The sequence below is a fragment of the Mucilaginibacter conchicola genome (assembly GCF_003432115.1).
GTDB lineage: Bacteria > Bacteroidota > Bacteroidia > Sphingobacteriales > Sphingobacteriaceae > Mucilaginibacter > Mucilaginibacter conchicola.
The window spans coordinates 479,796-503,974 of the sequence record NZ_QWDC01000001.1; the positions used below are offsets into that span (position 1 = coordinate 479,796).

At 43.2% G+C, this 24,179-nt stretch carries 20 protein-coding genes and 1 riboswitch; of the genes, 10 read left to right on the top strand and 10 right to left on the bottom strand.

What is annotated here, in order from left to right; genetic code table 11:
• Positions 1-103: 103 nt before the first annotated feature.
• From tnpA to D0C36_RS02005, 4 genes are all read left to right on the top strand, one after another.
• The gene (tnpA, locus tag D0C36_RS01990; protein ID WP_199501950.1) at positions 104-439 is read left to right on the top strand and encodes an IS200/IS605 family transposase; all 336 of its coding nucleotides are present in this window, start codon (positions 104-106) and stop codon (positions 437-439) included.
• A 350-nt stretch (positions 440-789) separates the two neighbouring features.
• A riboswitch (SAM riboswitch) is annotated at positions 790-902 on the top strand.
• A 236-nt stretch (positions 903-1,138) separates the two neighbouring features.
• Positions 1,139-2,452 (top strand): O-acetylhomoserine aminocarboxypropyltransferase/cysteine synthase family protein, encoded by a 1,314-nt coding sequence (locus D0C36_RS01995; protein ID WP_117389914.1) that lies wholly within the window; start codon positions 1,139-1,141, stop codon positions 2,450-2,452.
• A gap of 81 nt (positions 2,453-2,533) precedes the next feature.
• Positions 2,534-3,589 (top strand): homoserine O-acetyltransferase family protein, encoded by a 1,056-nt coding sequence (locus tag D0C36_RS02000; RefSeq protein ID WP_117389915.1) that lies wholly within the window; start codon positions 2,534-2,536, stop codon positions 3,587-3,589.
• Positions 3,589-4,824, top strand: coding sequence for a homoserine dehydrogenase (locus D0C36_RS02005; protein ID WP_117389916.1), 1,236 nt, complete (start codon positions 3,589-3,591; stop codon positions 4,822-4,824). The genes D0C36_RS02000 and D0C36_RS02005 overlap by 1 nt, the downstream gene beginning before the upstream one ends.
• 139 nt (positions 4,825-4,963) lie before the next feature.
• On the opposite strand, the gene D0C36_RS02010 is transcribed toward D0C36_RS02005, so the two are convergent.
• Genes D0C36_RS02010 through D0C36_RS02020 form a run of 3 tightly spaced genes read right to left on the bottom strand, consistent with a single transcriptional unit; the run spans position 4,964 to position 10,490 of the window.
• Positions 4,964-6,505, bottom strand: coding sequence for a dihydrolipoamide acetyltransferase family protein (locus D0C36_RS02010; RefSeq protein ID WP_117389917.1), 1,542 nt, complete (start codon positions 6,503-6,505; stop codon positions 4,964-4,966).
• A gap of 45 nt (positions 6,506-6,550) precedes the next feature.
• A complete protein-coding gene (locus tag D0C36_RS02015) occupies positions 6,551-7,798 on the bottom strand; it encodes a competence/damage-inducible protein A (RefSeq protein ID WP_117389918.1) in 1,248 nt (415 codons plus the stop codon).
• 1 nt (position 7,799) lies between these two features.
• On the bottom strand, positions 7,800-10,490 hold the full coding sequence (locus tag D0C36_RS02020) for a putative LPS assembly protein LptD (protein WP_233524386.1): 2,691 nt from the start codon (positions 10,488-10,490) through the stop codon (positions 7,800-7,802).
• Positions 10,491-10,668: 178 nt separating this feature from the next.
• Between D0C36_RS02020 and D0C36_RS02025 the strand changes: the two genes are divergently transcribed.
• Together D0C36_RS02025 and D0C36_RS02030 are read left to right on the top strand one after the other, a co-directional pair.
• Positions 10,669-11,523: an N-acetylmuramoyl-L-alanine amidase family protein gene (locus D0C36_RS02025; RefSeq protein WP_158557054.1), complete on the top strand. Its 855-nt coding sequence runs from the start codon at positions 10,669-10,671 to the stop codon at positions 11,521-11,523.
• A 29-nt stretch (positions 11,524-11,552) separates the two neighbouring features.
• Complete coding sequence (locus tag D0C36_RS02030; protein WP_117389920.1) at positions 11,553-12,497, top strand: MlaD family protein; 945 nt, start codon at positions 11,553-11,555, stop codon at positions 12,495-12,497.
• A gap of 149 nt (positions 12,498-12,646) precedes the next feature.
• On the opposite strand, the gene D0C36_RS02035 is transcribed toward D0C36_RS02030, so the two are convergent.
• From D0C36_RS02035 to D0C36_RS02050, 4 genes are all read right to left on the bottom strand, one after another.
• Positions 12,647-13,564 (bottom strand): ribonuclease Z, encoded by a 918-nt coding sequence (locus tag D0C36_RS02035; protein ID WP_117389921.1) that lies wholly within the window; start codon positions 13,562-13,564, stop codon positions 12,647-12,649.
• 19 nt (positions 13,565-13,583) lie between these two features.
• Positions 13,584-13,961 carry an STAS domain-containing protein gene (locus D0C36_RS02040; RefSeq protein ID WP_117389922.1) on the bottom strand — a complete coding sequence of 126 codons (378 nt, stop codon included), beginning with the start codon at positions 13,959-13,961 and terminating at the stop codon, positions 13,584-13,586.
• A 53-nt stretch (positions 13,962-14,014) separates the two neighbouring features.
• Positions 14,015-14,959 (bottom strand): phosphoribosylaminoimidazolesuccinocarboxamide synthase, encoded by a 945-nt coding sequence (locus D0C36_RS02045; protein ID WP_117389923.1) that lies wholly within the window; start codon positions 14,957-14,959, stop codon positions 14,015-14,017.
• 83 nt (positions 14,960-15,042) lie between these two features.
• Positions 15,043-16,008: a PhoH family protein gene (locus tag D0C36_RS02050; RefSeq protein ID WP_117389924.1), complete on the bottom strand. Its 966-nt coding sequence runs from the start codon at positions 16,006-16,008 to the stop codon at positions 15,043-15,045.
• Positions 16,009-16,111: 103 nt separating this feature from the next.
• Between D0C36_RS02050 and D0C36_RS02055 the strand changes: the two genes are divergently transcribed.
• The 4 genes from D0C36_RS02055 (at position 16,112) to D0C36_RS02070 (ending at position 20,848) form a co-directional block, all read left to right on the top strand.
• Positions 16,112-16,888: an SAM hydrolase/SAM-dependent halogenase family protein gene (locus D0C36_RS02055; protein WP_117389925.1), complete on the top strand. Its 777-nt coding sequence runs from the start codon at positions 16,112-16,114 to the stop codon at positions 16,886-16,888.
• A 16-nt stretch (positions 16,889-16,904) separates the two neighbouring features.
• Entirely contained in the window at positions 16,905-17,444 is a 540-nt protein-coding gene (locus tag D0C36_RS02060; protein ID WP_117389926.1) for a hypothetical protein, read from the top strand.
• Between the two features lie 29 nt (positions 17,445-17,473).
• Positions 17,474-19,306, top strand: a complete 1,833-nt coding sequence (locus tag D0C36_RS02065) for an ABC transporter ATP-binding protein (RefSeq protein ID WP_117389927.1) — start codon at positions 17,474-17,476, stop codon at positions 19,304-19,306.
• Between the two features lie 144 nt (positions 19,307-19,450).
• Positions 19,451-20,848, top strand: coding sequence for an MBL fold metallo-hydrolase (locus tag D0C36_RS02070; protein WP_117389928.1), 1,398 nt, complete (start codon positions 19,451-19,453; stop codon positions 20,846-20,848).
• Positions 20,849-21,228: 380 nt separating this feature from the next.
• On the opposite strand, the gene D0C36_RS02075 is transcribed toward D0C36_RS02070, so the two are convergent.
• The 3 genes from D0C36_RS02075 to D0C36_RS02085 form a co-directional block, all read right to left on the bottom strand.
• A complete protein-coding gene (locus D0C36_RS02075) occupies positions 21,229-21,957 on the bottom strand; it encodes a (Fe-S)-binding protein (protein ID WP_117389929.1) in 729 nt (242 codons plus the stop codon).
• Between the two features lie 9 nt (positions 21,958-21,966).
• Positions 21,967-23,289: an MFS transporter gene (locus D0C36_RS02080; protein WP_117389930.1), complete on the bottom strand. Its 1,323-nt coding sequence runs from the start codon at positions 23,287-23,289 to the stop codon at positions 21,967-21,969.
• A gap of 122 nt (positions 23,290-23,411) precedes the next feature.
• Positions 23,412-24,101: an aspartate/glutamate racemase family protein gene (locus D0C36_RS02085; protein ID WP_117391330.1), complete on the bottom strand. Its 690-nt coding sequence runs from the start codon at positions 24,099-24,101 to the stop codon at positions 23,412-23,414.
• Positions 24,102-24,179 lie beyond the last annotated feature (78 nt).

A 24,179-nucleotide genomic window follows, 5' to 3' on the forward strand; every position in this document is an offset into this window, starting at 1 on the left:
TGAAATTTATGTTCCGTCGGAACATATCGTCGGTAGAAAAGTATTCCAAAATTTTTCGTTCCGTAGGAACGATTCGTGTATATTGGATATTAAATTATAAACCGTGCCTAACACCTACACTCAACTTCACATCCATTTTGTTTTTGCGGTTAAATATAGAAATGCACTTATCAGCAAAGACTGGAAAGAACAACTTCATAAATTTATAACTGGTATTTTTCAAAAGAACGAACATAAAATGCTGCAAATAAACAGCATGCCTGATCATATTCACATCTTCATCGGCTTAAGACCACACCAGTCGGTTTCTGCCTTGATTCAAAATATAAAAACCGAAAGCAGTAAATGGATCAGGGAACAAAAATTTTGTTCGCATCCTTTCGCTTGGCAAGAAGGTTACGGCGCATTTTCTTATGCAAAAGCCAGGTATCAACCCTAATCAATTACATTGCTAATCAAGAAGCCCATCACAAAAAAGAAACTTTTTTAGATGAATACCGAAAAATACTAAGTGCTTTTGACATAGAATGGGATGAACGCTACATATTTAAAGAACCAGAGTAACACGAATTGTTCTGACGAAACACAATAAATAACTTTCTTTTTCTACGACAAGATCTTCTTAATGAACATGGGCATTTTCAGATCTCGCTTTGTCAAAATATATTCCTTTTACACACCGATAACAATTATTTAGAAATTTTATTTGGAAGATAAATCCTCATTGCCCTATATTTGAAACAATATTTGGTAGCAATACCATGATCAATTTTCCCTCACACGGATTTTGATTTATAAAGAAGCGGCGAGAGATCAGGCTCTGAGAACCGCTGGCAACCCTGCAAAGTGCAGAAGGTGCCAATTCCTGTCCCGGAGAATAGGTTACCCGGGGGATATAAATTAATAGTCATGAAAAGTCTGATTTATTTAGCCCAACAAAACACATCGCAAACCCAAACGGGTGCATTTACTGTATACAACCTTTCTACCGGCTGTATTTGTATGTGTTGCTGCTGCTGTTGATGCAGTACACGTTCCCTTTTTCTGTTTCCTGAAAAATACGTGTTACCCTGCTTAGGATAGTTCTATCCGCACGCCATTCAATCTCAGTTTTAAATCAACTTAAAAAAATACTACCATGTCTGCACTAAAATTCGAAACCCTACAATTACACGCCGGTCAGGAAGTTGACCCGGCAACAGGCTCACGCGCTGTACCATTGTACCAAACAACCTCTTACGTATTCAACAGCGCCGAGCATGGCGCTAACCTGTTTGCGCTAAAAGAGTTTGGCAACATCTACACCCGCCTAATGAACCCTACTACAGATGTTTTTGAGAAACGCATTGCGGCCCTTGAAGGCGGCGTAGCGGCTTTAGCAACAGCATCGGGCCAGGCTGCGCAGTTCATCGCCCTGAATAATATCCTGCAGGCCGGCGACAACTTTGTTACCTCGCCATACTTATACGGCGGCACTTATAACCAGTTTAAAGTAGCCTTTAAACGCTTAGGTATCGAGGTACGTTTTGCTGAGGACGACTCTGCAGAAAACCTCGAAAAACATATCGATGCCAAAACCAAAGCCATTTATGTAGAAACAATCGGAAACCCCGGCTTCAACATTCCAGATTTTGATAAAGTATCGGCGCTGGCTAAAAAGCATGATCTGCCGCTGATAGTAGATAATACTTTTGCAGCAGGTGGCTATTTGTTCCGCCCTTTACAGCATGGCGCTAATATCGTGGTAGAATCAACTACCAAGTGGATAAACGGCCATGGCACCAGCATTGGGGGTGTTATTGTTGATGGCGGTAACTACAACTGGGGCAATGGTAAATTTTCGCAATTCACCGAGCCAAGCGAAGGCTACCACGGTTTGATATTTAACGATGTGTTCGGCATTAACGGGCCGTTTGGTAATATCAACTTCATTATCCGTGCCCGTGTAGAAGGCCTGCGCGACTTTGGCCCTTCGCAATCACCATTCAATTCGTGGCTGAATATTCAGGGACTGGAAACCTTATCATTAAGGGTACAACGCCATGTTGACAACGCGCTTGAGTTAGCCAAATGGCTGGAGCAACATCCACAGGTAGAAAAAGTGAACTACCCTGGGCTGGAATCATCGCCTAACCACGTTAATGCTAAAAAGTATTTAAAGAACGGCTTTGGCGCAGTACTGTCTTTTGAGGTAAAAGGCGGACAAGAAAATGCATCAGCCGTTATCGATAGCCTTAAACTGGTTAGCCATTTAGCCAACGTGGGCGATTCAAAAACATTAATTATACAACCATCAGTAACTACGCACCAGCAACTGAGCGATACCGAGCAGCTATCTGCCGGTGTTACCCCCGCCCTGCTGCGCGTTGCCGTTGGTATTGAACATATAGATGATATTAAAGCTGATTTTGAGCAGGCATTTGCCAAAATCGGTGCTTTAGAATATGCATAAAGACCTTCTATTAGTTTTTTAGTTTTTAAGTGATAGTTACAGGGAGCGGGCAACCGCTCCCGAATAACTGAAAAAGAAGAAATGAGTACACAAACCTTTACTTATACAGGGACTTTCGAACTTGAATCGGGCCGTAAACTACAAGGTATTGAAGTAGGTTACAATACTTACGGCACCCTCAATAAAAACCGGGATAACGTAGTGTGGGTATGCCATGCCCTCACTGCAAATTCCGACGTTTTTGATTGGTGGAAAGGCCTTTTCGGGCCGGAAGATCATTTTAACCCGGATGAGCATTTTATCATCTGTGCTAACGTATTGGGGTCGCCTTATGGCACTATCAATCCGTTGAGTACTAACCCCGCCACCGGTCAGCCTTATTTTTTGGCATTTCCTGAATACACCATAAGGGATATTGTTAAAGCGCACCAGTTGTTAGCCAACCATTTAGGTATCGATAAGATAGAGATCCTTTTAGGCGGTTCATTAGGTGGCCAGCAGGCTTTAGAGTGGAGCATTATTGAGCAGGATCGTATCAAAAACCTGATACTGATAGCTACCAACGCCAATCATTCGCCATGGGGCATTGCCTTCAACGAATCGCAACGTTTAGCCATAAGCGCCGACCGCACTTTCCAGGCGGGCAGCATTGATGGTGGCGCTAAAGGTTTAAAAGCAGCAAGAAGTATTGCGCTCCTATCCTACCGTAATTATAAAACCTACGGTATTACCCAGCAGGAAGACAGCGACGAAACGCCTGAAACCTTCAAGGCAGCAAGCTATCAAAATTACCAGGGCCAAAAACTGGTTAACCGTTTTAATGCATATAGCTATTGGTACCTGTCAAAAGCGATGGATTCGCACAATGTGGGCCGCGGTCGTGGTAGCGTAGATAAAGCGCTTGGCCTGGTAAAAGCCCGCACATTAGTAATTGGCATAAAATCAGATGTGTTGTTCCCTATCGAGGAGCAGCAGTATCTGTTCAGACATATTCCTAAATCGGCATTTGCCGAGTTAGACTCGTTTTATGGTCACGATGGTTTCCTGATAGAGACCGAAGATCTTACAAAGGTGATCACATCCTTCCTTAAAACGGATGTAAAGGGAAAAATTATTGAATTACAAAAAATAGCTTAATGAGCAAGAAACTTACCATTGGCCTCTTCGGCTTCGGCGTTGTAGGCCAGGGACTGTACGATATCATCAAAACGAAGAACCTTAACCTGGAGATTGTAAAGATCGCCATCAAAAACCCTGAGAAAGACCGCTCTCTTCCAAAAGAGCTGTTTACAACAGACAGGGACGATATATTGAACAACCCTGAAATTAACACGGTTGTTGAACTGATAAACGATACCGAAGCTGCATTTGAGATCGTATCTCGCGCACTTAGCTCAGGCAAAAACGTAGTATCGGCGAGCAAGAAAATGATCGCTACTTATTTGAACGAGTTGATAGAACTTCAGCAAAAACACGGCACATCTTTACTGTATGAAGGCTCTGTATGCGGTAGTATCCCAATCATCCGTAACCTTGAGGAATACTATGATAACGAGTTACTACATTCTATCAGTGGTATTTTCAACGGTTCATCAAACTACATCCTTTCAAAAGGATTTTTAGAGGGACTGGATTATGCATCAGCCCTTAAACAAGCACAAGACCTTGGCTTTGCCGAAACCGACCCAACTATGGATGTTGGCGGCTATGATGCAAAATACAAACTCATCATCGCGGCTGCGCATGCTTACGGTGTGGTTATCGATCCTAAAGATGTATTGAATGTAGGTATCCAGAATTTATCTGCAAAAGACCTGCAGTACGCCCGCGAAAAGAACCTGAAGATAAAACTTGTTCCGGTAGCTAAGGAATTAGACGACCGCCATGTAACTTTATTTGTATTGCCGAAATTTGTTAACGAGAGCGAGTTCCTGTACAATGTTGAGTACGAATACAACGGTGTAACCGTACAAGCTGCCTTTGCCGATCAGCAATTCTTTTTCGGTAAGGGTGCCGGTGGCCACCCTACGGGTTCGGCTGTGTTATCAGATATTGCGGCCCTACGTTACAACTATGCTTACGAATACAAAAAAGCAAAGGCTGATAATAACCGCCTGCAATTCACCAACAACGTAGACATTAATATTTACCTGCGTTATGAGGACGAAGCCTTAGTTGAGGCTCTGGAGTTTGAACATATCCATGAGCGTTTCTACTCGGGCAGTTACAAGTTTGTTATCGGTAAGGTCAACTTACAAAAACTGATAGATAACCAGCAACAAATAGCAGATACAGGCGCATTTGTTGCTTTTGCAGATCAATTATCGGGCGTTGCTTTGGCGGCAAACAAATTGCAGGAAGCCGAAGCTTAATTATAAAACATTGCTTAAATAAAAAGCCGTTCGGGAAATCCTGAACGGCTTTTTTATTGACGAGAGCCTTTAAAAACGAAAGGCTCCCTTGCGGGAGCCTTTACTGCGGACTCACAAATTAAATTAACTATATTCTGTACTATAAACTCCTGTTTGGATCCCAGTTTTCGAGGTAATGGGCTACCCTGCTCACAAACGAGCCGCCTAACGCACCATCAACAACGCGATGGTCATAAGATAATGAAAGGAACATCATGTGCCTTATAGCAATGGCATCGCCTTTTGGTGTTTCAATAACAGCCGGTTTCTTCTTAATCGCCCCTACTGCTAAGATGGCTACCTGCGGCTGGTTAATGATAGGCGTACCCATCACGTTACCGAAAGAGCCGACGTTGGTGATGGTAAATGTACCCTCGCGCACATCATCAGGTTGTAGTTTGTTGCCGCGTGCACGGTTAGCCAGATCATTAACCGCTTTGGTTAAGCCTATCAGGCTTAGCTCATCTGCCTTTTTAATAACCGGGACAATCAGGTTACCACTTGGTAAAGCTGTGGCCATACTGATGTTGATATCCTTTTTCTTGATGATCTGTGTACCGTTTACAGATACGTTGATCATCGGGAAATCTTTGATGGCTTTAACAACTGCCTCAATAAATATCGGTGTAAAGGTAATCTTCTCGCCCTCGCGTTTTTCGAATGAATTTTTAACTTTCTCGCGCCATAGCACCAGCTCGGTAACATCAGCTTCAACAAATGAGGTTACGTGCGGCGAGGTTTGCTTGCTGTAAACCATGTGGTCGGCAATCAGCTTGCGCATACGGTCCATCTCAATGATCTCCTGCCCGCCTGATACCGACGTAGCGGCAGCCGGTGCTGCAGGCGCAGGTTCAGCTTTTGATGCTTCTGTACCCGGTTGTGGTGCAGGTGGTACTTGTTGATGAGAGGCTTCAAAAATAGGCTCTGCTTTTGGCAGAGGCGCTTGCTCTTGTTGTGGTGCAGTAGTTTCAGTAGCCACAGGCGCAGTTTGCTGTGCTATAAAGTTCTGTGTCGACTGGCTTTTTGCTCCGCGTTTCTGGATATACTCCAGCAGGTCGTCTTTTGTTAAACGGCCCTCTGCCCCGGTGCCTGGTATGCGATCAAGTTCATCGTTACCTATACCCTCTTGTATAGCAATATTCTTTACCAATGGCGAGTAAAAACGGTTCTCGTATTTAACACCTTCGGCAACAGGTGCAGCTTGTTGTTCTTCTTTTGGTTCAAGCTGATCTAATCCCGGGATATCAGCCACAGGTACAGCTTCGGGTTGCTGAGCAGGCTCGGGTTGTTGAGTCTCTTTAGGTTGTTCAGTAACTTCAGGTTGTATTTCTTCAACGCGTTCGGCAACCGGCTGTTCAGGCATTTTTTCTTCTGCTACAGGTTGCGAATTTTCTTCAGGAGCGTCGGTTTCTATGATAGCGATGACAGAACCTACTTGTACTATATCGTCTTCTTTGCAAAGTTGCTCAACTAATTTTCCAGATACCGGAGAAGGAACTTCAGAGTCTACCTTATCGGTAGCTATCTCCATAACTGCCTCATCTGCTTCAATATAATCGCCTGGTTTTTTATTCCATTTAATTATTGTTGCCTCTGCAACACTTTCCCCCATTTTCGGCAGTAATAATTGGTATTTGGCCATAAGTAAAACTGTATATCAGTGACCAAATTTAGGGAAAATGAAAGGTTATGTGGTAGTTTCTTTTATTAAAGTATTCAACATAAAAAATGCCCCTACGGCACTTCTTTCAATGTTTTGCACACGCTTATTACCAAATGTGAATTTCTTTGCGATGGTTTTATTTGCATTTGCCACCGCTATCCAAACGGTGCCTACAGGCTTCTCTTCGGTGCCACCATCAGGGCCGGCAATTCCGGTTATTGCGATGGCAAAATCCGACTTAAATTGTTGTAAAGCACCCGCAACCATCTCCCTTACCGTCTGCTCGCTAACAGCCCCAAACTGGTAAAGGGTTTCTTCCTTTACACCCAGTATACTTTGCTTCAGATCGTTTGAGTATGAGATAGCACCACCCAGATAAACAGCAGATGAACCGGGATGTTGTGTTAGTAAATGTGATACATAACCACCCGTGCAACTTTCCGCAACAGAAAGGGTAAAATCATGTTGCTTCATAGTATCAAGTATTACCTTTTCTATAGGTTTATCTTCTTCGGCAATAACATTAATACCTACGCGCTCTATTATTTTTGCAGCGAAAGCTTCTATCTCCTGCCTCAACTGGTCTTCATCCTCGCCATCGCCGCTTAAGCGAAGGCGCACCTGCCCCATTTTTGGCAAATAAGCCAGCTTTATATAAGGCGGCAGGCTATCCTCGATATCCGCTATTTTTTCAGCAAGATATGATTCGCCCTCTCCTGCTGTCAATATTGTTTTATGTACGATGACAGGCAGTTGCAGAGTACTTTTCAACTTCGGCACCACCTGGTCCTGCATCATATATTGCATTTCAAAAGGTACGCCCGGCATCGATACATATATCTTACCACTTTCATTAAACCACATGCCAGGTGCTGTACCATTGTGGTTCAATATCACCTCGCAGTTTTGGGGCACTTGAGCCTGCAGGCGGTTAACATCAAGCATTGGGCGGTTGTAGCGCTTAAAAATGTTCAGCACATTGTTTAGCGCGTCATCATTCATCACCAGCGGTACATTGAAATACTCGGCCAGGGTTTGTTTGGTGATATCATCTTTAGTGGGCCCCAAACCACCGGTTATCAAAATAATATCTGCGCGTAAAGCGGCTTCGGCCAAGGCCTTAAGGATATGCTCGCGGCTGTCTGATACTGATGAGATCTGCTTAACTCTTATCCCTTCCCGGTTAAGCAATTGCGCCATCCATGCCGAGTTGGTATCAACAATTTGCCCTATCAGTATCTCGTCGCCAATGGTTATTATTTCTGCCAGCATATTAGTTAAAGCCAGGGTTGTTGGTGTAATCGCTTCGCTTGCTTAGTTTCAGATCCTGCAATATGGTCGATTTTACCTTAAGTGTTACGTTATAAGATTTGTAAAAACCAAAAGGCAGCCAGTTTATAGACAGGTCCCAACAGTGCAGGTCGCGGTAAATAGCAAATGATGTTGCATCAGAGAGTTTCATGGCCTTAAGGTCATAAGTGGTGTTGTATTGTATCTTCCACTTTTGCGTAAGGCTAACATCGCCACTTATCATCAAGGTATTACTGGTAACACCTTTATTGGTGTAGCCATTAAAATAAGCAAAACTGTAATTTAACGACAAATTCCACGGGACATTGAAATCAATATACGCACTTGGATCGCCGTTCATTAAAGCTAAGCGCTGCGCCTGGTCGGGCGACATGGTTTGTAGGGATGTTCCGGGTGGCAATTGCGTTTTCTTAGGCGAAAACGACGATGAGTTTAAACTCGAACTCATGGATACGCTAAAATTTGTTAAGGTTGGGAACTTTCCATCTTGCCAGGTATAGCGGTTTATCTGGCGCTTATATCTGAATATCTGTGCAGAGGTTATTGAGTCTCGCACCACCGTAACGTAGGGGTCAAGAGATCCGTTAAAACTTAAATTAACTTTTTGATTAAAAATAGATGTGTGACCATTGAATGCTATAGGCTGCAACTTTAACGAATCGGCCGCAAAGTTGTAAAAGGTTGAAAATGTTAAACCCTGCAAAATCGGGATCTTTCTGTCCACACCAGAGGTATCGGTACTTTTTGCTTTAACCTTAGCCTCAATGGTATTATCGAGCGAGAAGTTGATACCCGCCTGTTTACCTGAAGATGGCCCACCATAAGGTAATCCGTCAAAAATAGAATAGCGCGTAGCATAATATGGATACGGCACAGTAGCACTGCTAACTGCAGTACGGTAAAACCCATAGCTCGGATCGCCAAAATCAGGGCGGTATGAAAAACCGATAGACGGAGTGCTGATATGCCTTATTGCTTTAAGGTTACCGCCTTTTTTAAATTGTAAAACACCATATAGCTTTGTTGAAAAACCAGCATTAATCATGTAATCATACGCCCGGTTAAAGCCCGGTATGGTGTCTCTAACCTGGGTAACTTGCCCTGCAGTTGTGCCCCTATCATATCTTATCCTTGTGCTTTGCAAATACCAGCGCTCGGTATAGTTAACACCTGTGTTAAATTGAAAAAACTTTGCAAGGGTTGTGTTAAATGCCACCGGGATAGTATGCTGCATACCATTCTGTAAGCGTTTGCTAAGTGTTGTTGATTTAAACAGCTCTGACTCGGGTATGTTATTTAAACGGTTGGTAGCCTGCAAACTATAACCAACGGTAATCTTTTCGTACCATTTAGGATTAATGCTCTCCGGGTTTTTAAAGGGGCTAAGAGTAGCCATGTTAAAACTCAGGGTTGGCAACTCAAGATTAACGGTTTTTTGTGCAAGATCCTGGCTGTGACCTAATGAAATATTTAAATTGAACGGCGAATTTGCCCACGTTTTACCATAGTTGATACTTGATCTTAACGAGTTTTGCGTAAGCGATTGCAGGTTAAAGTTACTTTGGTTTACACTATTAGAGTAAAATGTTGATGTACCCGCGTTAACAGATGCGCTAAATGTAGTACCGGGATTTGCATTAGGATCTTGCGAGTGTGTCCAGGTAATGTTAAAATCTTTGGCTGCCGGATCGCCGGGCAGGCCGTAGTTATGCGAACCGTAAGCAAGCGTTAAACTACCGCCATATTTATAACGTTTTAAATAACGTGCGTTGGTATTTATCTCGTATGACCCTCTTGAATAGATGGTGGCCATAGTGGTAACATCTATATTATCATTAATGGCCATGTAATAGCCAATATTGCGCAAAAAGAAACCCAGTTTCTGATCCTCACCAAATGAAGGCAGTATTACCCCGGATGTTCTTGAATCGGGTTTTGGGAAAAAGCCAAAAGGTAAACCTATAGGTAGTGGCACCCCTGCTATCTCCAGGTATGCGGGGCCTGATATTATACGTTTCTTTTGCCCGATACCTTTTGTAATAACAATACCAAAGTGAGTATCTGGATATGGCAAGTTACAGGTACTGAATATTACGTTACGATAAGCAACTTCATCTTCATTTAGGCGCTTTGCCTGCCCGCCAGAAATAAAATTACCATCCTGCTCTGATGCAGGGTTCCAGATCTTTACCTTCTTGGTTTTGTAGTCAAATATCAGCGAGTCTGAAGCTATAGGCTTTTCTTCTTTTGATTTAGAAAGCGGGCGGCCTATATAACGTTTACTTTTGGGGTCGATAGAGCCACGTGCAAATATTAAGTGCGTTTTTTCGTTTACTCGAATATAATCGGCATCAAGCTCAAAATCTTCGTAGGTAACGCGTGCCTTGCCATAAAGGTGGGTTATTTTGTGCTCGTTATCTACAAAGGTTGAATCTTCGGCAACAGATTTTACGATAGATTTTAGCCCGCCGGCGCTTGGAGTAGTGTCTTGTTTGGTAGTAAGTTGCCCTGCTTTTGGTGCAGGATTGTTCTTATTACGATTACTTTTGTCTTTCTTATCAAGCTTCAGCAAACGCCTGTCGCGGATAGAATCAAGCTTAATAATAGTGTCTCTAACAGTTACGCTATGGTATCCATGTTTAGCAGACGCCATTATGTTAACTATTAAAACAAGCGCAAGTAGAAAAAAAAGCCTGACTAATTTCAAAATTGATTATGAATACTATTTTTGCACGGTACAGTTAACAGCCCCAAACATAATGAAAAATAAACTATTGAGCAGGTTGAAAAATGCGATTTATGGTGCATCAGCGCTACTAATTTGCTTTTCAATGTTTTCATTTAATGCTGTGGCTTCCGCAGAAAGTCACTTAACCGACACTGTTACAAATGGCTTTAAGCTACGCACTGTAATAGTTGATGCCGGCCACGGCGTTAAGCCCGAAAACGCTCCGAAAGGACATTACTCACGGGGCGCTGATGGCTCGTTTTCCAACGAAAGAAATGTAACGCTGTCTATCGCACTAAAATTGCAAAAGGCGATTGAAAAAGATATAAACGGTGTAAGAGCCGTTTTAACACGCTCTACCGAAGATGATGTTTCTTTTGAACGCCGTGCCCAGATAGCCAACGAAAACAAAGGAAACCTCTTTATATCTATCCACTGTAATTCGCTGCCTGATAAGATCATTAGAGAGCGCGTGGGCGGCACAGCACGCCGGCCGAAATACCGTAGCGTAAGGGTTGCCGACAGATCGGGCAAAGGAACTTTATTTTTGGTATATGCCTTAAAGCGATCAACTGAGGCCGAGAATGAGATAAAAAACAACCAGGTTGAAGCAGAGAGCGACCTTGATGGCGGCGGCTTAGACCCTGATGACCCGGTAGTTATGATCTTAACAAACGAGTACAAGCGCCGCTTTCGCAAGCAAAGTGTAAATATCGCAAACTTAATTAGCGACGAGATTGTTCAGGTTGACGGAAGGCGCAGCGAAGGTTTGCGCGGCCAGAGCATTTATGTACTTTGCCACGCCGCTATGCCATCGGTACTTGTTGAGACCGGCTATATCAACAACCCTGACGATGAGGAGTATTTGAACTCTGATGAAGGGCAAACTGAAATAGTAAACTCTATAGTACGCGCAATTACTAAATATAAAAACCAGATGGAAGGATCTGGAAATTAAAAATTTGACTATACATCTATCACGCACACATGAAAATATCTAACGAGACTAAAATCGGCGCACTTACGGCTGTAGCCATCACTGTCCTTATATTGGGATACAGCTTTTTGAAAGGGAACGATGTGTTCTCGGGCTCAAATAAATTTTACGCGGTTTACCGTAGTGTTGAGGGTTTAACTATTTCAAAGCCTATTTTGGTAAACGGTTTCCAGATAGGCCGGGTATCAAAAATGGAATTGCAGCAAAACGGGCAAACTATTGTTGAGTTTAAAGTTGATAAGCAATACAACGTGCCCGAAAATACGCTGGCCAAACTCCAAAGCACCGACCTTTTAGGCGGTAAGGCCATTGTATTTGAACTGGGCAACAGCACTAAATATGCTGAGGATCAGGACACACTGCGTGCCGATATACAAGGCAGCCTTGCAGAAAGCCTGCAACCTATTCAAAAGAAAGCCGAGGTATTGATAACTAAGGTTGATTCGGCCCTGGCTGCTATAAATCATATCATGAACCCGCGTTTCCAGGCTAATGTTGATCGTAGTTTTGCCAGCATTGCTAACTCGCTGCAAACATTAGAAGGTACTACCAAAAAGATAGATGCTATTGTAGGCGCACAAAGCAGCCACATTAACGGCATCATGACCAATGCCGAAGCGGTATCAGCCAACTTAAAAACAAGTACGGCTAAGCTTAACGGCATATCGGCTAACTTTGAGCGCTTCAGCAATGACCTGGCTAACTCAAACATAAAAGGTACACTTGATAATGCCAACAAAGCCACAGCCGACCTGAGCGCGACTATGGCCAAAGTAAACAGCAAAGATGGCTCATTAGGTTTACTGCTTAACGATACCAAGATGTATGATAATCTAACGGCAGCATCAGCAAACTTAAATAACTTATTTATTGACCTTAAAGCTCACCCAAGCCGTTACGTACACTTCTCAGTATTTGGCAAAAAGGGAGATTGATTTAGTTGATCAGAGATTAAAGGTTAGAGATTAGTTTCTCGGCTTTAACATAAAAAAAGAGCTTAGCACAAAATGCTAAGCTCTTTTTCTTTTATTTACTTTTTAAACCTGATCTCTGATCAACTAACCTCTAATCTCTCTAACACAAATCATTCACTAATAACAAACACCCTGCCCTCTACAGCCAGTTCGGTATTTGGGAAAACGGTTTGGGTTTCTTCCAAAAGCTCGTTAAGCGTTTTATAGCGAGCTGAGAAATGGCCTATTACCAACTTTTCGGCTTTGGTGATATTGGCTATCTCTCCTGCCTGTAATGCGGTGGTATGGTGGGTTTGGTTTGCCCTGTCCAGCATATCATGCATAAAGGTTGCCTCGTGGTAAAGCAGGGCAGCACCAGTTATCTGTTTAAAATACTTTTCGTTGTATTTGGTATCAGATACGTAGGCGTAGCTTTTTGGCGGTGCAGGTGCTATCGTAAGCTCTTCGTTTTTATAGATGGTACCATCCGGTGCCTCGTAGTCCGATCCTCTTTTAATGGCGGTATAATACGGCACAGGTATGCCAATTTCTTCAATACGCTCCTTTATCAATTTGCGTAAGCGTTTTTTTTGTTTAAAGAGAAAGCCGGTTGTAGGGATGCGATGATCTAACGGTATTGTTTCTACACATACATCCTGGTTCTCAAATATCAGTGACCGTTGCGATGCATCGGTAAAAACGTAATCGATGGCATAATTAAGCGAAGTTTCAGAATATTTCAGCTGAACTTCGATGATCTCCTTAAGTGGCTCGGGGCAAAAAAGCTTAAGCATCTTCTTGCGCCCATTAAGGTGCATTGATGATAGCAGACCAACAAGACCAAGGTAATGATCGCCATGCAGGTGGCTAATGAAGATATGATCGATACGGCCCGGTTTAATATCAAACCGCATCATCTGCTGCTGGGTACCTTCGGCGCAGTCAACCAGGTAAAGTTTATCGTTTACATTGACTACCTGCGCCGTAGGATTCCTATTAAAAATGGGAGTTGCAGAGCTGCTGCCCAGTATTGTTACTTCGAATTTCATACCGGGGGAACAGGCTATACTATTTAACTTCTTTCTTTAGCTCGCGCTCAATCTCTTCCATAAAGATCAGATCGATACCTTCTTCACAAGTTGGAACGATAGACAATACGCTATCTAACTGCGAAATGGTAATTAAACGCGATACAGCATCATTAAGGCCGCAAAGGATAAATGAACCGGTTGAGTTTTTGCACAACCTGTGGCCCACCAATAAACTACTTAAGCCCGATGAATCTGCAAACTTAACCTGCGACAGATCAAGGATAATATTACGCTGTCCTTCGGTGTTAGTTAATATCAATTCAGATTTTAACTGCGGAGTAACCAACGAGTTCAGTTTCGATTCGTTAAGCTTAATCAATACGTATTTCTCGTGCTTGTCAACCGTAAATTTCATTTGTATTTAATTATAAAGCTAAGATATAATAAATTTATCTCTTAATAAAAAATTTACATAGAGGCCAATGCTCTATTAATTGCGCTCTCTACCCTATCTACAACGTTAGCCACATCGGGCTTAACAAAGTTTTCGCCGGTTATCTGTTCGTACAGTTCGATGTATCTTTCAGATATCGAATCAACAATCTCTTTGGTCATTACCGGCACCTGCTGGCCGTCTTTTCCCTGGAAGCCGTTCTCGATAAGCCATTTTCTAACAAACTCTTTTGAGAGTTGTTTTTGTGCTTCGCCGTTTGCCTGGCGCTGCTCATATCCATCAGCATAAAAATAGCGCGATGAATCGGGCGTGTGGATCTCATCTATCAGGTAAATGATATCACCAACCTTACCAAACTCGTACTTGGTATCAACCAGTATAAGCCCCTGGTCGGCAGCTATTTCTGTACCTCTTTTAAACAAGGCGCGAGTATATTCTTCAAGCTGATTGTAATCAGCTTCAGAAACAATACCTCTTTTTAAAATTTCTTCGCGTGATATGTCTTCATCATGCCCAACAGCAGCTTTTGTTGTCGGGGTGATGATAGGCTCAGGAAGGATATCGTTCTCTTTTAATCCTTCAGGTAACTTAACACCGCAAACCTCTCTCCTGCCTGCAGCATACTCGCGCGCTGCGTGGCCGGCCAGGTACCCGCGGATAACCATTTCTACTTTAAACGGCTCGCATATACGGCCGATGGTAACTGTAGGATCTGGCACCGAAACCACCCAGTTAGGTACTATATCTGATGTAGCTTCAAGGAACTTGGCAGCTATCTGGTTAAGCACTTGCCCTTTGTAAGGGATAGGCTCGGGCAGTACAACGTCGAACGCAGAAATGCGGTCGGTAACCACCATAGCCAGGTATTTATCCCCTATCGTATATACATCACGGACCTTACCCTTGTAAAAACTGGTTTGCCCTTCAAAATTAAAGTGAGTTTCTTTTATTGCGTTCATGTGTCTCTGAGAATCAAGAGACAAGAATCAAGAAACAAGATGAGCTCCTGTCTTGATTCCTGACTCTAAAAGTCTTGGTTCTATTACTGTATATCCCCGTAAGCTTCCAAAATGCGTTTCACCAGTTTGTGGCGTACAACGTCCTCTCCGCTCAGGTAAACAATATCAATTCCTTTTATATCGGTTAAAATACGCAGCGCAGTGTATAAACCCGACTGCTGTTTCTTTGGTAAGTCAATCTGTGTTACGTCGCCGGTTACAATGAACTTGGCAGATGGTCCCATACGTGTAAGGAACATCTTTAGCTGCATATCGGTAGCGTTTTGCGCCTCATCCAATATTACAAAACAATTATCCAACGTACGGCCACGCATAAATGCTAAGGGTGCAATTTCAATAGTACGGTTCTCCAGGTAAAGCTTTAGCTTCTCTGCTGGTATCATATCATCAAGCGCATCATATAAAGGGCGCAGATATGGGTCAATTTTTTCCTTCAGATCGCCGGGTAAAAAACCAAGGTTTTCGCCTGCCTCAACCGCCGGGCGGGTAAGGATAATGCGTTTGATCTCCTTGTTCTTTAAAGCACGTACAGCCAGGGCTACTGCGGTGTAGGTTTTACCTGTACCTGCAGGGCCAATGGCAAACAGGATATCGCTTTTGCCAAGGCTATCTACCATACGGCGCTGGTTGGGCGTGCGGGCCTTTACCATAATACCGTTAGGGCCAAATACAATTACCTCGCCGCTGGCAAACTTATCGGCACCACCCTCGGTAGCGTTAGCAGTATTGGCAGATGGTTTGGCGCCAAGTATGCGCTCCACGTCAATTACATTAAGGCTTTCATATTTTTCTACGTGCTGCACCAGCGCGTTAAATTTTTCCTGGAAGGTGTTTAATTCGTTCTCGTCGCCCAGTACTTTAACCTCACTGCCGCGCGCAACTATTTTAAGCTTAGGATATTGCTTTTTAATGATCTCGAAGTGATCGTTAGATGGCCCCCACAATACCGCCGGATCTATTTGCTCGATTGATAATTTTAGCTCGTTCAATACTTCGTGTTTTTTGTTGAGTTGCGAATTTTTATGAATTAAAAATTGAATATTTGCACCTTTAATTACTCTACAAGATTAGCAATAAATATTTATAATATTAATGGCAATTATAACATTAACTACTGACCTGGGCGATAAAGATATTTATCAGGCTGCCCTTAAAGGTAGTATTTATAAGTTGCTCCCAACAGTAAATATTGTAGATATTACTAACAATGTGCCGGCCTTTAATGTGCAACAGGCAGCCTTCATTTTAAAGAACAGTTACCACTACTTTCCTGATGGCACTGTACACCTCATAGGCATTGATACTGTGTACAGTACGTACACCCGCTACCTGGCTGTAAAGCACAATAACCACTACTTTGTGGGTGCCGATAACGGCATCTTTTCGCTGATGTTTGACCACCAGGTAGCCGAGGTTGTGGAAATAAATATTATGCAGGATTTGAAGTTTCTGCACTTCCCCCTGGCTGATATTTTTGTGAAGGCCGCATGCCACCTGGCCGATGGCGGATCGCTTGCCGAGATTGGCTTACCGGTGCCCGAGGTGGAGAACAAAATGAACCTGCAGCCCGTTATCGAAAAAAACCTGATAAAAGGCGTGGTGATATATGTAGATGCGTTCCAGAACGTTATAACAAATATTACCAAAGAGTTTTTTAACCGTGTGCAGCAGGGCCGCAGGTTTGTGCTTTACTTTAAGCGTAATGAAACCATCAACCAGCTTAGCTGGCACTACAATGAGGTGCCTGAGGGCGAAAAGCTTTGCCTTTTTGGCATAAGCGACCACCTGGAGATTGCCATTAACAAGGGTAACGCCAGCGGCTTACTGGGCCTAAACCTTGGCGATAGCGTTATTATTGATTTCCAGTAATCAGGATTCAACCCGTATGAAAAATTTGATACTCACCGGCTTTATGCTGCTGTTTGGGCTTGCTGTATTTGGCCAAACCAACCCCGATTCGGTTGTTTATATCCAACAGCGCAATAAAATAAACAAGATGCTTGCTGATCGCCGTGCAAAGTTTGGCCGGTACGACACCAGCCTTGTTCAACACAGCGGTATCTTCGGGATGCAAACCAAAGGCGACATCCGCCGCTCAAACGAGATACTGATGGATATTGCTGATACTGACGATGAGATCTTTATCGAATTGAAGAAACTTTTTGATTACAACACCAATCAACTCAACTACAGCAAGTTTCAGCGCAAGCAAACTGAAAGCAGTTTAAAAGATGCCGAGAAAAGCCGCATTGCATATCTAAGAAGTATCAGCGCTTTAAGAAATCAGAACGACAGCCTTAAAGTACAGGTAAAACAGCTGGAAACATCTAAACAAAAGCAGCAAGGCATCATGATTGTGTTGGTAGTTCTCACTTTTGCGTCAATTTTAATACTGTTTATCGTCAAAAGGAAAAGAAACACGTAATTTCGCCACTTTGTACATAAAAATCATCAATGGCACGAGGACGACTGAACAGTGGCAGCAAGGCAGAAGCAGAATTACCAAAAGCTAAGTTAAATAAACAAAGCCTGCGCAACGTAAGTAAACTATTAAGTTATATAAAACCTTACAGGCTTAAATTTATAGGCGGACTTGTATTCCTTGTTATCTCCAGCTTAGTTGGTTTAGCATTTCCCGGATTTTTTGGTGCTTTGATAGATGCTTCGCAAGGTGTAAAACGTTATGGCTTTGTTCCTGCAGATCTTAAAAAGATCGGTGAGGTTGCCATTGTGGTATTATTCTTTCAAGGCTTTGTATCCTATTTCAGAATTACCTGGTTTGTACAAGTTGCCGAGAAATCATTGGCAGCTATCCGCAGGGATACTTATTTCAGGTTAATTACCCTACCCATGAACTTCTTTGCTAACCGCAGGGTTGGTGAACTCAATAGCCGTATCAGTGCAGACCTTTCTCAGATACAAGAAACCCTTACCACAACTTTAGCAGAAGTAATTAGGCAGGTGATCATCCTGATAGGTGGTATAACGTTATTAGTTATCATCTCGTGGAAACTTACTATTGCTTTATTAGTCATACTTCCCGTACTGATTGTTTTCGCTATCGTATTTGGTAAATTTATCAGAAAGCTATCACGCGAGGCACAAGATCAACTGGCCGAGTCTAATACTATAGTAGAAGAAACACTACAAGGTATTGCCAACGTTAAAGCATTTGTAAACGAGGCTTTTGAAGCAGGCCGCTATGATAAAACCTTGCAACGTGTAGTAAACATAGCTGTACGGGGAGCGAAATTTAGGGGCATGTTTGGTGCTTTTATAGTTTTCTGTTTGTTCGGTACTATATTCTGTGAAATTTGGTATGGCTCTTACCTGGTTTCTATCCACGATAAAGGGATGACCTTTGGCCAGCTAACTAACTTTATCGTATACGCGGCATTTATCAGCGCAGCAATGGGTAGCTTGCCCGATCTTTATGCTAATATCCAAAAAGCGGTAGGCGCAAGTGAGCGTGTTTTAGAAATACTGCATGAACAAGGCGAAGATGTTTCTATTAACGCCGAGGATAACGTGACCAAGAAACAGATCAACGGTAACCTCGAGTTTAGCAATGTGGAGTTTGCTTATCCGTCACGTTCAGAAATAACGGTATTAAAAAATGTTTCTTTCAGTGCAGATGCCGGTCAGAAGGTAGCTATTGTTGGCCCAAGCGGTTCAGGTAAATCTACCATGGCGGCTTTGATACTGCAGTTCTACCACCCGCAAAGTGGTTCTATCAAATTTGATGGTGTTGATGCAGATCACTATGCATTGACCGATATCCGTAACCAGGTGGCTATTGTTCCGCAGGATGTATTGCTGTTTGGCGGTACCATTGCCGAGAATATTGCTTATGGTAAACTGGGGGCCACCCGCGAGGAAATTATCACAGCAGCCAAGAAAGCTAATGCCGATAACTTTATCAGCGGTTTCCCTGAAGGATATGAGACCCTTGTAGGCGAGCGTGGCGTAAAACTTTCGGGCGGGCAACGCCAGCGTATTGCCATTGCACGCGCTCTGCTAAAAAACCCGGCCATCCTTATACTGGATGAAGCCACCTCTTCTCTCGATTCTGAATCTGAGCGCCTGGTGCAGGAAGCTCTCGAGGTGCTGATGAAAGGCCGTACTTCTATCATCATCGCCCACCGTTTATCAACAATTCGCGAAGCTGATAAAATTATTGTGCTGGAAAAAGGTAATATTGTAGAAAGCGGCAATCACCAGGAACTGATAGCAAACGAGCAGGGCCTTTACAGGTACCTTAGCCAGCTACAGTTTGAGAATGCGTAACGTTTAGCTCATAGTTGATGGTTCATAGTTAATAGTGAAAAACTATTTGAGTTCCGCAAACTTAATGCTTACCGCTGATGATTCGTGTTCATAGTTTAAAGCGCTATGATCTATGAACCATTACCCATGAACTACTAAAACCAAATGAAACTAACTATACACGGGGCGGCCCGTCAGGTAACCGGCAGTATGCATTTACTGCAGGTTGGCCAATATAAAATATTGATTGATTGTGGCCTCGATTACGAGAAAGACCACAACATGCAGATCAACGAAGATTTCGGTTTCAGGCCCGAGGAGATCGACGTTGTGATACTCACCCATGCACATATCGATCACTCGGGCAACCTGCCTACACTTGTGCGCATGGGCTTCAATGGCCAAATACTGTGCACCCCACCTACTGCCGATCTTACGGAGCTATTACTAATGGACTCGGTAAACATCTTTTTACAAAAAGCGCAAAAGGGCAAACAACATCGCCGCAGGCATAAACATAGCAGTGGCGGCCCGCAGCCTTTGTACCTGCAAAAGCATGTGATGGATACTGTTGAGCGTTTCATCACCATCAACTTTAACAGACCTTTCAGGATAACCGGCGATATAGAGGTAACTTTTGTACCTGCAGGCCACTTATTGGGAGCCGCCGGTGTGGTATTAAAAGTAAACGATGAGGGCGTTGAGAAAACCATTGCCTTTACAGGTGATATAGGCCGCAAAGGCTACCCTGTATTGAATGATCCTGAACCACTCCCACCTGTTGACTATTTAGTGTCTGAAGCTACTTACGGTGGCCGCATGCATAGCAAAGGCAAAAGCGTGCAGGAAACGTTGGAAGAGATAATCGATAAGGTTTGTATAAAAGAACAAGGCAGGCTCATCATCCCGGCGTTCAGTATTGGCCGTACGCAATCGCTGGTGTTTGTGCTGAACAAGATCTTTAGCAGCGGCGCGTTGCCACCGGTGAAGATTTTTGTGGATAGCCCAATGGCCAGCAGGGCTACAGAGCTTTATCGCAAGCACCATAGCCAGGTAAACCCTGAGGCACATGAGTTCTACAACACCAAAGGTGATGAGTTTGAGTTTGATAATCTCACTTATGTAGAGACTTTAAAAGATAGCCGACAGGTATCCAACTACTTTGAACCTTGTATAATTATCTCTTCTGCAGGTATGCTTGAGGGTGGCCGTATACAGGATCACCTGTTCTACAACATCCAGAATTATTACTGCACCATCCTGTTCATAGGTTACTGTGCTAAAGGCACATTAGGTTACCGCCTGCTTCGTGGCGATCCTATCGTACACATCAAAGACCGCGACCTGGCCGTTTACGCCACCATCAAACAAACAGACGTTCTGAGTGCCCACGGCGACCATGAAGATCTGGTGAACAACGTAAAATCGCAAGATGCATCAAAACTGAAAGGCGTTTACCTTGTACACGGCGAAACCAGTGCTATGCAGGCTTTGGCGGATACATTGGAAAGCGACGGATATAAAGTGAATATCCCGGAGAAGGGTGTGAGTTACGAGTTGTAGTTACCCGATACCTATAACACCGTGTCATTGCGAGGAGCGATAGCGACGTGGCAATCTCATAGGTAGTTCTTCGACAGCTAAATTCAAAAAAGATTTAAATCTCGTCGGCATGCTTAAATTCTTTATCATCCACCAGAAGAGCCAAGCGTGTGGGATACCGAAATAAATTCGGCATGACGGTAATAATACTATGTCATTTCGAACGAGGTACGAGGAGAACCGGAACAAAGTGGAGCTCATCGAAGATAAATCCTGTTAGAAAAGACAAGTTCAGGACTTTTCAGGAATAACAGGATTTCTCTTCGCTGTCGCTCATTCGAAATGACATGGTGGTTTTAAAAGTAAAATCACATAAATCACCACAATCTCAAAATCAGCGGTCACACGTTCCCCCAACCATTTGCCAGTACATCGGCAATGTGCATAGTCTTCAGTGGGATGTTGTTCTTATCGATATAACCCTGCAGGTGCAGCAGGCATGAGGCATCGGTTGAGATAATGTAATCGGCTCCTACAGACAGTGCATTATCAACCTTTTGTTGCGCCATGGCAGTTGATATGGCATCAAATTTAACCGCAAACGTGCCACCAAAGCCGCAGCAGGTCTCGCCCGCGGGCAAGTCAACCAGTTCAAGGCCGTGAACTTTTTCTAAAAGCTGGCGGGGTTCGGCTTTAATATGGCACTCGCGCAGGCCGGCACAGCTATCGTGGTAAACTGCACGACCTTCCAGCTCTGCGCCAAAATAATCAACCTGCAGAATATTTACTAGAAAATCGCTCAGCTCGTAAATATTAGCCTGGATACTCCTGCATTTATTGTGCGACATGGTATTGGTAAACAGATCGCTGTAGTAATTACGCACCATACCTGTACAAGAAGCCGATGGCGATACGATCACACTCTCCTCTTTAAAGTCATTTAGGAACTTACTGCCCACTGTTTTGGCATCATCCCAAAAGCCAGCGTTAAAGGCGGGTTGCCCACAGCAGGTTTGTTCGGGGTTATAGTTGACCACGCAGCCCGCTTTCTCTAATACTTTTACGGTATTAAAAGCAGTCTCGGGGTATAGCTGGTCAATAAAACAGGGAATAAACAGGTCAATGGTCATCGGCAGATATTAACTGGCGCTAAAGTCCGTATTTTTCTTTGAAATATTTTCGGCCTTCAGCAATGAAAACAACAGTAACAAACCTACAACGAAGAATGTTCCCAAAACCAGGGTAGAATTTCGCATACTGCCTGTTATCTCTTCAATAAACCCGAAACTGAACAATCCCCCTACTATGGCCAGCTTCTCGGTAACGTCATAAAAGCTAAAAAATGAAGCCGTATCGTTGATATTCTGCGGCAAAAACTTTGAATAAGTTGATCTTGACAACGATTGGATCCCGCCCATCACTAAACCTACTACCACCGCAACTATGTAGAATTGGGTTGATGTAGTAGTAAAATAGGCTGCTATACAAACGCCTATCCATATAAACACCACAAATATCAAAATACGTACGTTTCCATATTTATCAGACAAGCGCGACATTAACGTTGCGCCCACAATGGCCACTATCTGGATGATGAGAATGATAGAGATCAATGCAGAAGTCTCCATTTTTAGCTCCTTAGCTGCAAAACCGGTAGCTACCAACATAATGGTTTGCACCCCCATCGAGTAGAAAAAGAAAGATGGTAAAAAGCGTTTCAACAAAGGCATTGATTTTACTTTAAGCCAAACCTTGGCCAGTTCTTCAAAGCCGCCTTTTATAATATTTTTATGATGCGTTTGCGCATTTGGGCTACCCTTTGGTAGCACGCTGAACGGTATCATGGCAAAACCAATCCACCAGATACCTACTAATAAAAATGATAAACGGGCAGGTAGTGATTTATCAGTTATCCCAAAGATCTCCGGCTTTAATACAAAAGCAAAACACACCAGTTGAAGCAACACGCTGCCAATGTAACCGAAAGTAAAGCCCTTGGCGCTCACTTTATCCTGCATATCCAATGTGGCTATCTCGGGCAGGTATGAATTGTAAAAAACAAAACCACCGCTGTAACCAATGGCCGCCAATGCAAAACAGATAACCCCTAACTCTAACGTTGAAGCTTTAAAAAAGAATAATCCGCAGCAAGCCAAAGAACCAAGAAGGGTAAAGAACTGCATAAAGATCTTTTTGTTACCGCGATAATCGGCCACGGCACCTAAAATGGGCAGCAGGAAAACCATAATAAGGTAGGCTGTTGCCAGGGCATAATCCGTTAAAGCCGTATTCACAAAGCTCATCCCGAAGAAATTTACTTTATTGCCTATGGCCTCGTTCTGTGTAATGGCCACATAATACGCAGGGAAAATGGTTGATGTGATAACAAGATTGTACGCCGAATTGGCCCAATCAAACATGGCCCAGGCGCGTATGGTTTTAGGATTATTTTTTGCTTCCATTGCAGTTTAAAAGTATACATTTTTTAGAGTTTACAGAAAAATGTTCCTTAAGCTTATCCAAAAACAAAAGGCCTTGCTTTTAAAACAAGGCCTCATAGTATCGAATAAGCAAGTGCTCTTTATTATCCTAAAGCAAATTCCACAGCTGCCGCCGAATGGATCTGTGTGGTATCAAACAGTATCACATCGGTATCGCCGGGTTTTATCAGCAAAGGAATTTCGGTACATCCTAAAATAACGCCCTCGGCACCTTCTTGTACAAATCGGTTAATGATCTTTAAATATTCGGCTTTGGTTTCTGGTAACAATATGCCTTTGCCCAGTTCATCCATCAAAGTTTGGTGGATAAAAGCTCGTTCTGTATCATTAGGGATGATGCTTTCAATGCCTGCTTCGGTCAATTTATCTGTAAAAAAAGTATTCTCCATGGTGAATTTTGTACCCAGGAGCGCCACCTTTTTCAGGCCTTCTTTTTTGATAACCTGAGCAGTTGCAGTAGCTACGTGGATAATCGGCAAACCGATCTTTGCTTCTACCTCTTCGGCAATAAGGTGCAGCGTATTGGCGCAAAGCAGAATGGCCTCTGCCCCGCTGCTTTTTAAACCGATGCCTGCATCAACCACCATTTGGGTGGTTTTGGCCCAATCGTTAGCCGCATGGTTTTTGGCAATATCGGCATAATTGAACGAGTGCAGCAGCAATTGCGCTGCATTAACACCGCCCAGTTTATCATTAACGCCCTGGTTAATAAAACGATAATAATCAATGGTTGATACCCAACTGGTACCCCCAATAAGCCCTAAAGTTTTCATGGTGGTAAAACTATAACTATTTGTAATTGCTTTAAGTTTATAGCGGTTACCAAACCACATTTTACACTATGGTTACGG

Coding starts and splice junctions, on each gene's coding strand:
- D0C36_RS02000 (WP_117389915.1), top strand. CDS start 2,534: ATGAGTACACAAACCTTTACTTATACAGGGACTTTCGAACTTGAATCG.
- D0C36_RS02055 (WP_117389925.1), top strand. CDS start 16,112: ATGGCAATTATAACATTAACTACTGACCTGGGCGATAAAGATATTTAT.
- D0C36_RS02035 (WP_117389921.1), bottom strand. CDS start 13,564: ATGAAATTCGAAGTAACAATACTGGGCAGCAGCTCTGCAACTCCCATT.
- D0C36_RS02045 (WP_117389923.1), bottom strand. CDS start 14,959: ATGAACGCAATAAAAGAAACTCACTTTAATTTTGAAGGGCAAACCAGT.
- D0C36_RS02040 (WP_117389922.1), bottom strand. CDS start 13,961: ATGAAATTTACGGTTGACAAGCACGAGAAATACGTATTGATTAAGCTT.
- D0C36_RS02060 (WP_117389926.1), top strand. CDS start 16,905: ATGAAAAATTTGATACTCACCGGCTTTATGCTGCTGTTTGGGCTTGCT.
- D0C36_RS02080 (WP_117389930.1), bottom strand. CDS start 23,289: ATGGAAGCAAAAAATAATCCTAAAACCATACGCGCCTGGGCCATGTTT.
- D0C36_RS02005 (WP_117389916.1), top strand. CDS start 3,589: ATGAGCAAGAAACTTACCATTGGCCTCTTCGGCTTCGGCGTTGTAGGC.
- D0C36_RS02030 (WP_117389920.1), top strand. CDS start 11,553: ATGAAAATATCTAACGAGACTAAAATCGGCGCACTTACGGCTGTAGCC.
- D0C36_RS02015 (WP_117389918.1), bottom strand. CDS start 7,798: ATGCTGGCAGAAATAATAACCATTGGCGACGAGATACTGATAGGGCAA.
- D0C36_RS02010 (WP_117389917.1), bottom strand. CDS start 6,505: ATGGCCAAATACCAATTATTACTGCCGAAAATGGGGGAAAGTGTTGCA.
- D0C36_RS02075 (WP_117389929.1), bottom strand. CDS start 21,957: ATGACCATTGACCTGTTTATTCCCTGTTTTATTGACCAGCTATACCCC.
- D0C36_RS02065 (WP_117389927.1), top strand. CDS start 17,474: ATGGCACGAGGACGACTGAACAGTGGCAGCAAGGCAGAAGCAGAATTA.
- D0C36_RS02025 (WP_158557054.1), top strand. CDS start 10,669: ATGTTTTCATTTAATGCTGTGGCTTCCGCAGAAAGTCACTTAACCGAC.
- D0C36_RS02070 (WP_117389928.1), top strand. CDS start 19,451: ATGAAACTAACTATACACGGGGCGGCCCGTCAGGTAACCGGCAGTATG.
- D0C36_RS01995 (WP_117389914.1), top strand. CDS start 1,139: ATGTCTGCACTAAAATTCGAAACCCTACAATTACACGCCGGTCAGGAA.
- D0C36_RS02085 (WP_117391330.1), bottom strand. CDS start 24,101: ATGAAAACTTTAGGGCTTATTGGGGGTACCAGTTGGGTATCAACCATT.
- D0C36_RS02020 (WP_233524386.1), bottom strand. CDS start 10,490: ATGGCGTCTGCTAAACATGGATACCATAGCGTAACTGTTAGAGACACT.